This is a genomic window from Agrobacterium sp. 33MFTa1.1, from assembly GCF_004328495.1.
Taxonomy (GTDB): Bacteria; Pseudomonadota; Alphaproteobacteria; order Rhizobiales; family Rhizobiaceae; genus Agrobacterium; species Agrobacterium pusense.
Map to the genome: position 1 here is coordinate 34,698 of NZ_CP036360.1, position 13,117 is coordinate 47,814.

The 13,117-nt window shown below is 58.0% G+C and carries 12 protein-coding genes; 6 read left to right on the forward strand and 6 right to left on the reverse strand.

Annotated features, from left to right (window positions below; all coding sequences use genetic code 11):
• Positions 1 to 1,140 precede the first annotated feature (1,140 nt).
• The 5 genes from EYD00_RS23470 (at position 1,141) to EYD00_RS23490 (ending at position 5,762) form a co-directional block, all read left to right on the forward strand.
• Positions 1,141 to 2,094, forward strand: coding sequence for an N-acetylglucosamine kinase (locus EYD00_RS23470; RefSeq protein ID WP_034499276.1), 954 nt, complete (start codon positions 1,141 to 1,143; stop codon positions 2,092 to 2,094).
• On the forward strand, positions 2,091 to 2,957 hold the full coding sequence (locus EYD00_RS23475) for an amino acid ABC transporter permease (protein WP_034499278.1): 867 nt from the start codon (positions 2,091 to 2,093) through the stop codon (positions 2,955 to 2,957). Before EYD00_RS23470 ends, EYD00_RS23475 begins: the two co-directional genes overlap by 4 nt.
• Entirely contained in the window at positions 2,954 to 3,736 is a 783-nt protein-coding gene (locus tag EYD00_RS23480) for an amino acid ABC transporter ATP-binding protein (RefSeq protein ID WP_034499280.1), read from the forward strand. The genes EYD00_RS23475 and EYD00_RS23480 overlap by 4 nt, the downstream gene beginning before the upstream one ends.
• A gap of 160 nt (positions 3,737 to 3,896) precedes the next feature.
• Positions 3,897 to 4,688, forward strand: coding sequence for an ABC transporter substrate-binding protein (locus EYD00_RS23485; protein ID WP_286084907.1), 792 nt, complete (start codon positions 3,897 to 3,899; stop codon positions 4,686 to 4,688).
• Positions 4,689 to 4,754: 66 nt separating this feature from the next.
• Entirely contained in the window at positions 4,755 to 5,762 is a 1,008-nt protein-coding gene (locus EYD00_RS23490) for an SIS domain-containing protein (RefSeq protein WP_034499283.1), read from the forward strand.
• Here EYD00_RS23490 and EYD00_RS23495 read toward each other — a convergent pair whose 3' ends face one another.
• From EYD00_RS23495 to dctP, 6 genes are all read right to left on the reverse strand, one after another.
• Positions 5,763 to 6,944, reverse strand: coding sequence for an ROK family transcriptional regulator (locus EYD00_RS23495; protein WP_131258950.1), 1,182 nt, complete (start codon positions 6,942 to 6,944; stop codon positions 5,763 to 5,765).
• Between the two features lie 325 nt (positions 6,945 to 7,269).
• Positions 7,270 to 8,124 carry an ROK family protein gene (locus tag EYD00_RS23500; protein WP_034499284.1) on the reverse strand — a complete coding sequence of 285 codons (855 nt, stop codon included), beginning with the start codon at positions 8,122 to 8,124 and terminating at the stop codon, positions 7,270 to 7,272.
• A gap of 3 nt (positions 8,125 to 8,127) precedes the next feature.
• Positions 8,128 to 9,243 carry an L-tyrosine/L-tryptophan isonitrile synthase family protein gene (locus EYD00_RS23505; RefSeq protein WP_034499285.1) on the reverse strand — a complete coding sequence of 372 codons (1,116 nt, stop codon included), beginning with the start codon at positions 9,241 to 9,243 and terminating at the stop codon, positions 8,128 to 8,130.
• Positions 9,240 to 10,499, reverse strand: a complete 1,260-nt coding sequence (locus EYD00_RS23510) for a TRAP transporter large permease (RefSeq protein WP_286084908.1) — start codon at positions 10,497 to 10,499, stop codon at positions 9,240 to 9,242. Before EYD00_RS23510 ends, EYD00_RS23505 begins: the two co-directional genes overlap by 4 nt.
• Before the next feature lie 29 nt (positions 10,500 to 10,528).
• Positions 10,529 to 11,005 carry a TRAP transporter small permease gene (locus EYD00_RS23515; protein ID WP_034499287.1) on the reverse strand — a complete coding sequence of 159 codons (477 nt, stop codon included), beginning with the start codon at positions 11,003 to 11,005 and terminating at the stop codon, positions 10,529 to 10,531.
• Positions 11,006 to 11,008: 3 nt separating this feature from the next.
• Positions 11,009 to 12,004, reverse strand: coding sequence for a TRAP transporter substrate-binding protein DctP (dctP, locus tag EYD00_RS23520; RefSeq protein WP_193604433.1), 996 nt, complete (start codon positions 12,002 to 12,004; stop codon positions 11,009 to 11,011).
• A 228-nt stretch (positions 12,005 to 12,232) separates the two neighbouring features.
• On the opposite strand from dctP, the gene EYD00_RS23525 reads away from it, so the two are divergent.
• A complete protein-coding gene (locus EYD00_RS23525) occupies positions 12,233 to 13,093 on the forward strand; it encodes a helix-turn-helix transcriptional regulator (RefSeq protein ID WP_051674243.1) in 861 nt (286 codons plus the stop codon).
• Positions 13,094 to 13,117 lie beyond the last annotated feature (24 nt).

Consider the following 13,117-nt stretch of genomic DNA (forward strand, 5'->3'; position numbering starts at 1 on the left):
GACCTCGCCCGATCAGGGCGTAAAGAGTTCGGGAAAATGCGTCTTCAAGTCAACTGCTGCCCCGTTCGATGGCAGCTTTGTGCCTTCAAATCGGTCGTCCGTGCGTTTCCGTAACCGCCCTGAAAGCCCTCGTCCGCACGCGCCGACGCTGACAGGGAAAGTGAGGCAAAGCGCCTCCGGCCCGGCCTGCCGATTTTCGTGGGGTGTTGCCACTGTATGAATACACACTGGGCCTTGACTTCAGCCAGAACTAGTGTGGACTGTTATACAGTATTGCTGTTTCCTAAGTCCAAGTCATAAGGTACGCGCAGGCTTATTTTCTTAATCAAAAAGGAGAGCATTCATGGCACTTAAACCAGGACCAAAGCCGATAGCGAAATCCACAGGGAAACCGGATCAGCGCCGCCGTGATAACAAAAGTACGCCAGGGAATACACCGTCCCTCAAACCTAGCAAGTCCACTAAATAAGGCACATAAAAGAGGGCTCTCGCTGATTTGCCTTCTCCCCGTATTCGATTGAACCTGCGCGAATGCCGCGTGGACTGCATTCCTATCGGACGTTGGATGCCAGCTTTCTCGAATTCCCCGCCGATACCTGTCAGGCAGATAACGGCGCCATATCAGCCGTTTCCGAGAGTAAGTAGCTGCCTTTTCACGGATATTCTCCGCGGTCCCATCGGCCAAACGAGGAGTCGGCGGTTCGAGTCCTTTCAAGAGCGGGGAACCGCGCCCCGCCGTCACAGATGAAAGTCGCCGAGCACGATTTTGCCGAAAACGCCCCCGGGTTCCATTCGACGATGGGCCTCCGAGGCAGCCGAAAGCGTGGAGCGCTCCAACGACGGGCAGAAGTTGTTTGCCCATCATCGGCAGAACATGTTCCCTGAACCGCCGAACCATCGACCGCTTCTCATCGCGATTTGGATTTCATGACCCTCCCCAGCAATTGCAGGTGGTTGTGAAGCACTGTGCCGAGGGGGATGATGGCATTGAGCTGGATAAAGAACCACCCTTCCGGTAGCGAGAGAAACGTCTCGCCGATTACTCACCGCCCTTTCGTAGTTTCGAGATCCGCAAAGGCCAGAAAATACTGCTTGCGCCTTCCAAATAATTAGGTAACTTACCTAACAAAAGGATAGGCGATGATAGCAGGTATCGATATCGGTGGGACGAAAACTCATCTGGCAGTTCAGACGAGGGGTGGCGTTGTCCGTGAGCAGGTGGTGGAAACCACTGAATGGCGAACGCGCAGGGACGCGCTGGCTGACTCGCGTGCTCTGCTCGAACTTCTCTGGGCCTTATCGGCTGGACAACCTGACGCCGTCGCCATTGGCGCGCATGGATGCGATACCGACACCGACTGCCTTAACCTGCAGGCGCTTATTTCTGGGCAGATGGCTGGAACAGTCCTGGTGCTGAACGATTCCGAGCTGTTGCTTCCGGCTTCTGCCAAACGCAGTGGCATATCGCTGATTGCCGGCACGGGTTCGATTGCGGTGTCTCGGGGTGTCGACCGCAAAATGATGGCAGCGGGCGGTTGGGGCTGGTTTCTTGGCGACGAGGGCAGCGCGAGCGGTCTGGTGCGCGACGCCGCGCGTGCAGTGCGAGCTCGGCTAGATCAATCCGAGGTGTTGGATCCGCTTGGCGTTATGCTCATCGAGGCACTTGGCGTAGGCGGTCCTGTCGACATCGGTCGTGCCCTGGGAGACCTTGGATCTGCCGCGCGTATAGGCAGCCTGGCACACCTTGTTTTCGAAGCGGCGGATGCGGGATCGGAACTTGCCGAAAGCGTAGTTGTCAGGGGCGGTGAGGCGCTCGCCAATCTAGTCGAGCAACTGGTGGGTCGCGGAGCCATCGGCAGCGACGTTGTTGCTGCGGGTGGCGTGATCAGCAGCCAGATCAGGCTTTTCAACGCCTTCGAGGAAGCGCTGGCACGGAGAGTACCCACTGCAGCGGCCACTCTGTTATCGAAGCCGCCGGTGTTTGGCGCTCTGCATCTTGCACGCGAGCTGGCCGCTGGTCACCGCCCGCCAAGGCTTCCCCTGCCGCATTCGGCCGGACGTCAGGAATTGCATAATAACGGGAGAGTAACATGAGCGCCGAGAACATCATCCCCGCGCGGCATTGGGGGCAGCGGCTCGTTGCCGTCTTCTTGATCGCGATCGTCGGCTTCGCGATCTACATGGTAGCCACCAGCCGACACATCAGCTGGTCAACAATCCCGCAGTATGTCTTCGACGAGACGATCCTTGATGGGATCCGTCTGACAATCCTGTTCACCATCCTATCTATGGTTATCAGCATTGTGGCTGGTGCCATCCTGGCGACGATGCGCCTTGCCACGAACCCGGTTCTATCAGGCTTTGCGAGCCTCTATATCTGGTTCTTCCGCGGCACGCCGTTGCTCGTCCAGATCATCTTCTGGTTCAACATTCAGCTCTTCATCCCAAGCATCGACGTCGGGTTTTTTCAGATGGATACCAACGTCGTTGTCACGGCTTTCGTAGCGGCGCTCTTGGCGCTCAGCCTCAATGAAGCCGCTTACATGGCGGAGATCATCCGCGGAGGGTTGCTCGCGATCGACGACGGCCAATACGAAGCTGCCAAAGCGCTGGGATATACGCCGACCCAGGCGATGATCCGCATAATCTTCCCTCAGGCGCTGCGAGTAATCATTCCGCCGATCGGCAATCAAACGATATCGATGCTGAAAACGACATCTCTCGTGTCCGTAGTGGCAGCTCAGGATCTCCTGACCCGTGCGCAAAACATCTATGCCCGTAACTTTCTGATCATCGAACTTTTGATCGTGGCCAGCCTCTGGTACCTGCTCATGACCACCATCGCATCCGCTCTCCAATACATGATCGAACAACATTTCGGCAGGTCCAGCCGGCAGCCGATGGGGCCCTGGCGCGCTGCGCTTCGTGTCATGCGAGCAGAAGGAACAAAGGGTTGAACGCTCATACGCAAACAGCTTCCAACGTCGTTGAAGCCATCGACGTTCACAAATCGTTCGGTCCTCTGGAGGTTCTCAAGGGTATCAACCTCTCCGTACGAAAGGGCGAGGTAGTCTGCCTCCTCGGACCTTCGGGAAGTGGCAAGTCGACCTTCCTGCGCTGCATAAACCACTTGGAGCGCATGACGCGGGGGCGAATTCTCGTAGACGGTCAACTGATCGGCTATCACGAGCGCGGTGGAGCCCTGCATGAGATGAGCGGCAGGGAGCTAGCAGTTCAGCGCCGGGACATCGGCATGGTCTTCCAACGCTTCAACCTGTTCGCCCACCAAAATGTCCTCACCAACATTTCCCAGGCGCCGATCCTCAACCGGGGTCAGTCAAAGGACACCGCCGTCGCGCGCGCGAAGGAGTTGCTCAAGATGGTGGATCTGGAGGGGCGGGAGCAGGCCTACCCTAACCAGTTGTCCGGCGGGCAGCAGCAGCGCGTGGCGATTGCCCGTGCTCTGGCTATGGATCCCAAGCTGATGCTGTTTGATGAGCCAACCTCAGCGCTCGATCCCGAGCTGGTCGGGGAAGTGCTGGGAGTCATGCGTAAACTTGCAGCTGATGGGATGACTATGATCGTGGTTACACACGAGATGGCTTTCGCCCGCGATGTAGCCGACCGCGTGGTCTTCATGGACCAGGGTGTGGTTGTCGAGGAGGGGCCGGCGCGGGATGTCATCGACAACCCGCAGCAGGAAAGAACACGAACGTTTCTCAAGCGAATGCACTGAGGAAGATGCAGTCGCGACACTAGGTGGCACGTCCTTCACGTGCATTCAGGAAAAGGGGAATGACATGAAAGGGAAGATCAGATTTCTAGCGGCTGCAGCCGTTGCATCGCTGATGGTAGGGCAGGGGTTTGCCGCCGGCCTCGACCAGAAGCTGCATGACATGCTGCCCGAGAAGATAAAGTCCGCCGCCGAGATCAAGGTCGGCACGGAGCCTCAAACGCCTCCCTATGACTTCTACGCCGAGGACAACAAAACCATCATCGGCCTTGAGAAAGATCTGCGCGACGAGATGGGTGTACGCCTCGGTGTCAAATTCACCGACATGCCGGCGCAATTTGCAAGCATCATCCCAGGCATTCAAGCGGGGCGCTTCGACCTCGGCATGTCGGCCATGGGAGATTTCGCCGAACGCGAAAAAATCACCGACGTTGTAAACTACATGCTCGAGGGAACCAGCATCGTCGTCCTCGAGGGCAACCCGAAGGGCATCCACAAGCTCAAAGATACGTGTGGTCTTAAGGCTGGCGCCGTCCAGGGATCGATCCCGCTGCAACTTCTTGACAAGCAGAAGGAGCTTTGCCCTGCGGATAAGCCGCTGACGGTGATGCAGTTCCCATCCAACGACCAGATCAAGATCGCCCTGCAGAGCGGTCGTGTCGATGCATCCATGGATACGACCGGCGTTGCAACCTACAGCCTGCAGCATGAGCCAGCTGGCAGCAAGAAGCTTGAGCTGGTCCCTGGTGCTCAATATGCCGTTGGCTATCAAGCGATGATCGTCAGCAAGGAAAATCCGCAGCTTCGGGACGCGCTTGCAGCCACCATGCAGTCCATGATCGATGATGGCAGCTACGCCAAGATCTTCGACAAGTGGGGACTTGGAGAAAACAAGCTCGACAAGGTGACGATCAACGACGCCGCCCGGTTCGCCGACTACCTCAAGCTCGATTGATTGACGACGACTGTGGCCGGGACCAGGACTTCCGGCCAACACCTTTGCAACATAACGGAATCGAAAATGAACGACAGAGAGCTCTATCGCGACGCCATCGCCTTGCAACCCGGCGCCCTTACATCCTGCATTGAGGCCGTATCAACCCGGCTGGAGACACTTGATGTCCAGCCAATCAAGGAAGGTCCGGTCGTCCTCGCAGGTATAGGCGCCAGCCTGTATGCCGCAATCGTCGCCGCCGCCCAGATGCGGAGTCAGGGGCTGCGGGCTTTCGCGCTTGCCGGTACGGATCTTTATGATCCGGCGATTGATGCTGGTAAGGCATATATTGCCTTCTCCGCTTCCGGACGAAGTGAGGAGCCTGCCCGTGCCATGGAACTGCGTCCGCAAGCAGAGACCTACGGCATTGCCAAGGCTGATGGGACGCCAATCTCGCGCGTCGTCAAGCACATGATTCCCACAAACAGTGGAGCCGACAGCGGGCCGAACACAACGAGCTATTTGGGTTCGCTGATGACTGCAGCGCTGTTGGCGGACAAGGCGGGAAGGTCGTCAAACGCGGACTGGCACGAACTGCCTGCGCTTGCTGCACAGGTTCTTGAGCAAAGCCGTCCACAGGCGGACAAAGCTGCCCGCCTGCTAGCAGGCAAGAGGTCGATTGATTGCGTCGGTGCCGGGTGTGCCTATGGCACGGCCGGTTACGCGGCCTTGCTGATCCGCGAGGCAGCAAGGGTCGCAGCCCAGGATTGGGACACGCTGAACTTTCTGCATGGACCTATGGAGCCGAACGACAGTCGCAGTGGCGTAATCCTGTTTGGCGACAGCCGAGAGGTTAAGCTGGCTGTTGATCTCGCCGGCTTCGGCATCCCGTCCGTCCTGATTACGACGCGCACCGATGTTAGTGACGCGGAGAACCTCGTTGTGATCACGGTTCCTTCGTTCTCGACGGAGATCGGCAACGCCATTCTGCAGGCGATCCCGGTGCAGCTTCTGACCGCCACACTTTCTGAGGATGCGGGCCTGCCGGTCTGCAACTTCCGCTACAGGCAGACCGACACAAAGCGCGACATCTGATCACGCCTCGCAGATGAAGGCAGCCTTCGCTTCCTCACCGAGAAGCCTTGCCAGGGTGAAATCCATGGCAAGGCGAACGGCTCCCAGCACCGTCGCCCGGTTTGACAATTCACCGGTCACAATCTCTACCGGCCAGCATAGTTGCTCGACCACTTTGTTGATGACCGGAAGAAGAACCGCGTTCTGGCCGACGCCGCCTCCGACGACAATAAGTTCCGGATCGAGAAGGCTGACACAAGCTGCCGCAAGGTTGCCGATATCGCGACCATGCTTCTCGACGGCGACGTGCGCTGCAGGCTCGCCCTGCTGCGCCCTCAAAAACAGTTCGTTTGTATCTCTGGGAGGACTTCCACCCTCGCCCCACCTGGCCCGAGCCCGCTCCACAAGCGCAGCAGAACCGAGATAGGTTTCGACGTGCGAAGGGCGCGGTTGCTCACCCTCCGACCATGGAAAGGGGAGGTGTCCCACTTCACCCGCACCGCCCTTGAAGCCCCGGAACAGCTTTCCGTCAATGACAATGCCGACACCGACCTTAACGCCGATCTGCATGTAAACCGCAAAAGAATGCTCTTTTGCAGCGCCGTAGTGATATTCTGCAAGGGCGGCGCAGTTGACATTGTTTTCCAGCAGCACTGGAACCCGGTACACTTGGCAGATCCGCTCTGCGGCGAGCAAGAAACGATCTCGCTCAGGCAAACGCTCGAGATTGGGCGAGATGATATTGGGCAACGCGATCACCACCGTACGCAGAAACGGTGCCTGGTCCGGGCATTGTCGCAGAACCTCCTCAATGACAGACCGCAACGCTTCGAACCGCTCGCCGCCTAGAACCGCGCGAGATGGCTTCTCAACTTCAGCAATTTTGGTTCCATCGACGGAGCAAACGATTGCGTGGATCTGCGTCGTGCCGCAGTCTATACCGATCACGACGCCCGCTTCTGGTCCGACCGAGTAGGTGACCGATGATCGCCCAACGCCACCGCGGTTAATCCCGGCGGGCACCACCAGCCGGTACCGTTCCAGTTCGGTGACGGCTGCAGACATGGTTGGTTTAGAGAAGTTGAGAGCTGCGCTGAGTTGCGGTCGCGTAGAAGGGCCTGAGGTTATCACTGTCCGAAGAACAGCACGCGCGCTCTCCGTAAGGTCGAGTGTACTGAGCTGTGAACTGGAAGTGCGGCGCACGTAGGGCAGTCTCCACTAAATAGTTAGGCCGCTTTACCATTCGATGAAGAAGAAGACAAACAAATCGAGCTGAAGCCCGCTTACCGTAAATCGCCGCAGTAAGCCCTAGTATCCTCAACACGCAGGCATCGCTCAGACATAACCGGCCCAAACGGGACAGCCTCCGGCGCACCTCGAACGGCTCGCCGACAATGGTTGAGCGCCTTCCTGTCACCCGGTTCGGAGCAAGGGAATAAGGCAACTCTTATTGAAGGCCGCTGCCCTATTCACGGCTTGGGTCGTGTGATCGGCCGTTTGTCTGCGCCGGTCAAGGTGCCTCCTTGGGTCAGGCTAGACCCACACAAGCCGGCGAGGCGAGCGCAGAGACGGTCACCAAATCCGGCCGGCAAGCAGGTTCGATTTCGCGTTCCAGAATGGCCTTCGCTCTATCGAGAAACAGCGGGGCCGCCCGGGAAACGGACCCTGCCAGAACGATACTGCGAGGGTTGAAGAGCCGCGACAATGTCAGGAGATAAGCGCCGAACTGGTCTGCGACGATCGCAAAAGTCCTCAAAGCGAACTCGTCGCCTGCCCATGCTGCGTCGGCAACATCCGAAGCGGACATGGCCCGACCTGCGAGCTTTTCGTACAGACGTGCAACGCCTCGGCCTGACAAAAGGTGATCGAGGATAAAGGTCTCGCCCACCTCCTGCACGTAGCGTTTCTCCAGGCAAACCAGACCGGCACCGCCGGTATTGCCGCGCATCAACTGGCCGTCATGGTAGCCGATTCCAGCTCCTGAACCCAGGTTGACCAAAAGAATGGGTGCGGCAGCCGGGCCAATCCCGAAGCGATATTCGCCGAGAACCATCGCGTGAACATCGCTTTCCACCTGTATATCGCGGTCAAACTTCTGTCTGAGACGGTCTGCGAGATCGACGTTGATGCGCCCACCGAGAAGCGAGCTCTGGGTCAGGCGACCTTGATGGACAGGAGCATTCCAGCTCAGGCCGATCTTGTCGTCGCTGTCGCAGACGTTGTCGTGGAACAGGTGGAAGGCCCGTTCAAGAAAGCTCGGTTCGCCAGGTCCAAGGCTGGCGGTTGCGACACTCTTGCGCGACAGGATTTCGCCGGCCTTTGTCATCCGGCAGATGTCGATCTTGGTGCCACCAAGATCAAATGCAATCGTTGTGGGCGCCACGATCTATTCCTCGATGTAGACGAACGGGGCGGGGTCGTTGTCGCCATCGAGAACAATCTTGCGGTAGGTGCCACGCTCCTGTTGAAGGTCCCAAAGATATTCGATCCTTAAGCTGGGCCGGTCTTTCGACAGCACTGAGACGCCATGGTACGGCAACTTGTCAGCCGGTTCCGGTAAAGGCCGAACGCCAAGTCTTCCAGGTCGCGGTGAAACTGTCATACCAAGCCCAGCCGGCACATGTTTCTCCAGCAGCGACATGCGATCCCGTGCCTCCAGAAACCCACGGTAGCCAAGGACACCTTCTTCGGCGCGTTTCTGGATCGAGGCCCGCAGCGCTTCGCGGCTACCGTCATCCAGATAGGCGCGTCTGAGGTCATCGATGGAAACATCCGCAACATAGATGTTATGGAAACGAACAGGCAATGCGTCGTGCAGTGCCGCAAGGGTCGCGGGATCCTTTGCATCCTTTCTGGAGCGCAGTTCCTCCGTCACTTCATGCCAGACCTGAGCAAATCCTGGGGTGTCGTCCACCACCACATTCAGATCATGAAGCGCGAGGTTGGAGCCTAAGCCGAACCGTGTGACCAACGCCTGGAGTGAAGAGAAATAGCCGTCGGCCCAGGAACGCTCGATCCCGTTCAGGACGTGGAAAGGCCCTTCCGTGAACACATGCACAACGGCGCCCGGCGCATAGACACCGGCAATCGCACGGCCGAGTTCATTGAGCCGCTTCAAAGAGACCAGCTCGCCGAAGTCCGCAGCCCTTCGGTCCGTTTTCAGCGGGACCGGCATCTTGAAAGGGAAGCCGAGGATGGTGAACTCGATCGGTCGCTGCTGGTCTATCAGCTTGGATAAGCGCAACAGCCAGTCGTCGGAGCGGCTGGTAATGAACGAAGCCTCACCAAAAAGGACCTCCGGGCTCGTGAAAAGCGCAAGGATACGCTCGGCAAGCGTGTCCCCCTCCGGCAATGACAGAGCCGGTGCGAAGGGCTTGGCGAGAGCTAATAGAGCCTCTGCATTCATGCTGGCGGGACCAACGAAAGCGGCCGAGTTGTCGGTTCTATCCAAGTGCTTGAAGGGCGTGAACGGAAAGATATAGGGACTGGTTTTGGTTTTCATGGTGAGGTCCAGTGGGGCAGGAAGAGGATGATCTGCGGGATCATCGACAGGGTGATGAGGAGAGCGATCAGGCTGGCGAGGAAGGGCGCGAGTTCTCGAAGGAAATCTCCGACCCGGCAGCCCGTAATAGAGCAGACGGTGAACATCACTATGCCGACCGGGGGCGTCAACGTGCCGATGGTCAGATTGAGAGTGACGAGCACACCCATCTGCACCGGGTCGATCCCGAAGTGCTGCGCGATGCCAACCAGGACAGGAGCAGCCAGGATCATGATTGCAGCGCCCTCGACGATCATGCCGAGCAGCAGAAGGGCAATGTTGAGCAAGAGCAGGATGAGGTATTTGTTGTCGCTCACGGCCGAAAGGGCCGCGATTACGTGGGCTGGAACACGCTCGATGGCGAACACGTAGGAGAAGGCCGCCGAAGCTCCCATGATGATCAACACGGTCGACGTTGTCGTAACTGTGTCTTTGAGAATATCCCAGAACTCCACCCAGCCGACTGTCCGGTAAGCGAAGACGCTGACCGCCAATGTGTAGAGCGCCGCGATGACGGCCAGCTCGGTGATGGTAAAGAGACCTGAGCGCAGGCCAAGCAGCAGGATGACCGGCATCATCAGCGCCCAAAAGCAAGCTCGAAGGGCTAAGCCGATCTCCGACCAAGTCGCGGAGGCCGAACGCACCGCGCCGTAGCTGCGGCGGCGCGCGATGATGTTGACAATCGCCATGCAGATGAGGGCAATCAGCAGAGCCGGAACAACGCCACCGAGGAAGAGCTGAGCAACGGAGACCTGACCGAGCAAGCCGAAAAGGATGAGTGACGTCGATGGCGGCAGAACGGGCGCGATCAGCGACGAGGCTGCCGAGACCGCTGATGAGAAGCCAAGCGAATAGCCATGGCGCTGCATCTGCGGCACCAGAACTCTGGAATCGACCGCGGCATCGGCGACAGCCGATCCGGACATGGACCCCATGATTAGGCTGTTCAAAACTGCAACTTGTGCCAAACCTCCGCGCCAGTGGCCGACCACCACGTAAGCAAAGGCAATGATCCTTTCGGCGATGCCTCCCTTTGCCATGACCGTACCGGCAAAAACAAAGAAGGGGATGGCGAGCAACGGGAACGAGCGCAGCGACGTCTGAACCTGCTGCATCATCACGAGCGTCGAGGTATTGTCGCCGGCAAGGTAATAAATGAGCGCGGCACCCAAGACGGCAAAGACAACTGGGACGCCTAGCACCATGGCGACGATCATGCCGACAAGATCGATAACAAGAAGCGAACTCATGATGCGCGTCCTTTTCTGACGAGACGCCAGGAGTGCCGGACATGCGCCAAGGCCATCAGGGCAAAGCTCAAGGGAAATACGAGGTAGAAATAGCCGAGCGGCAGCTGCATTCCCTCTGATGTACGGTTCCAACTCCGCATCGCGTACTGGAATGATGTATGCATCATGAGAAGCGCAACGACGGCGCAGAAGGCTTGGACAAACGCCGCGAGGAGGCGGTTGACGTTGGTAGGGAGGCGCGCCTGGAACAGCTCGACCTGAAAATGGGCTCCGGTTCGAGAAGCACCTGCCGCTCCGAGGAAGATCATCCAGACAAAGGCGTAAGTGGAGACCTCGATCCCAAAGGGAACCGAGCGTCCGGCAGCGTTACGCAGCACGACATCGCTTGCGACCATGATGATGATAAAGGCCGCCAGCAAAGCCGGGACCACCTCATCGACGAACTTGAAAAGGTAAGCGAGGAAGGAGCGCATGACTTACTTCATCGCCGCCCGAACCTGATCGACGAGGCCAGCGGGCCATTCGGGAAACATCGTGTAGAAAGCTTGTGTAGCCTTTCGATAGGCTTCCTGATCGGCTGCGACGAACTTGATTCCCTTGGCCTTGAGGGCTTCGACACGCTTGGCGGTGATGCCGTCCATCTGCGCGGAATAGGAGGCTCCCTCAGCCGCGAAGGCATCCGACAACACCTCCCGACAGGGTTCAGGCAGTGCCGCGAAGAGATCTTCGCTCATCACAAAGCCATAGAAGACTCGAAAGTGATTGGTGACCGTGACCGTATCGGCTACTTCCATCAGATTGGCATTCGCCATGCCGTCGATCCCTCCCTCGGCGGCATCGATAACACCTTGTTGCAAGGCAAGGTAAAGCTCAGAGAAGGGGAGCGCCATCGGTGGGCTCTTCAGGAGTTCGAACGTCCGCAGATAGGCGGGCGCTTCCGGCACCCGCATCTTGGTACCGACAAGGTTTTCCGGTTTGGCATAACCCTTGTGTCCAAGAATAGAGCGTGGTGAGTCGAACCAGTTCAGAGCCAAAACCCGCAAATTGCCCTTCGTCGCAAGGTCGTCCTCCATCGAGCCAACAACGTCCGACGCTTCCAGCTTCTGTGCCTCTCGCAGCGTTTCGGTCAGGAATGGTCCATTGAGGACGGAGAACGACGGGGTGCCGGCAGTTGCAAGTGCACCGGCTGTTGTGTAGAAAATGACGTTCTCTCCGAGTGCGGCTTGTTCAAGGGCTTGCATCTCGCCACCCAGCTGCGCGTTTGGAAAAACAGCCAGTTTGATCCGGCCATCGGTCTCCTTGGCGACAAGCTCAACCACATTTTCGAGATGAGGATGGATCGGGCTCGATGGGCTGTTCTGGTGCGAAATTCGGAACTCCACCGGTGCCGACAGTGCCTTGGTGCAGGCGGGCCCGCTAACGCTTGCGGATGCCGCAGTCGTTGAGACCAGAGCAGCGAAGATGGCCGTCATGGAGGTTGCGGTCTTATTCATCGGGTTCCCCTTTATTCAGATTTAGGACTGGCGCGAGCCTAGACGGCTGCCTGTGGCGGTTCTTGAATATTTGTGAAACAGCCTGCCGTTGGTGTAGCGCCGTCCATGAGTGTCAACGTGGCAGCGACGCGGCGAACTTTGCCTCTTGAAAAATCGATAAGGCTGTGCCGAACTTCAAGCTGGAGATAAGGCATCAGAACAACGCCCATGATCGAATTTCGGAATGTCAACCATTGGCGCGTCGGGCCGAGCATCGATGTGTTTGATATCGTGTCGTCGGCTGAGGTCGGCGTCATGCATTGCCACCCGACAATCAACATCGGCGCGGTTGTTGAAGGTGATGCAAGCATCGAACGGAACGGCGTCGTTCATGCGCAACCGGAGGGCTCGGTTGTATTGCTCAACGCCTTCGAAGCACATGCGAGCGCATGGCATTCAACAAAAAACCACTACTTCGTCATGAACATAGGGCAGGCTGCCTGGGTCCACCTCTGCGCGATGTTAACGCAAGGAGACGACCGTCTGCGCCTACGCGGGCCAATCTGTCACGACCAGATCATCTATCATTCGCTGTTGGGAATACGCGCCGAGCTTATCTCCGGGTCTCATAACGTTTCCTTGGATGATATTGCGGGACTGCTTGAAACCATGAGCCGACGCAATGCGCTGGTCGAAGACGATGCTCCCTCGGCCGAAACAATGGAGGAATTCCGTTTTAGGATCGGCCAAGTGCTCGATTGCGGCGATGGTGGCGGCCCGAAAATTGAACAGATCGCTCACGACCTTGGCTTGAGCCGTTTCCAGCTTTCAAAGCTGGTCCGTCAGGCAGCCGGCATGCAGCCTCGCCGGCTGCGGCTGCAGTTGATGGTGGCGACTGCCCAATTCAACATTTCCAGTGGCCTCAGCCTGTCCTATGCCGCCGCAAATTCCGGATTCTCCGACCAAAGCCATATGAACCGCGAGTTTCGACGGACACTGGGAATGACGCCTCGCGAGTACCAGCAGGTGAGAGCGCGCCTGCCGGAAAAGCCACAGTCGGACGAAGAAGTCTCAAATCTTCAAGAATAGTCAGAGATCATATGGAACATCCGG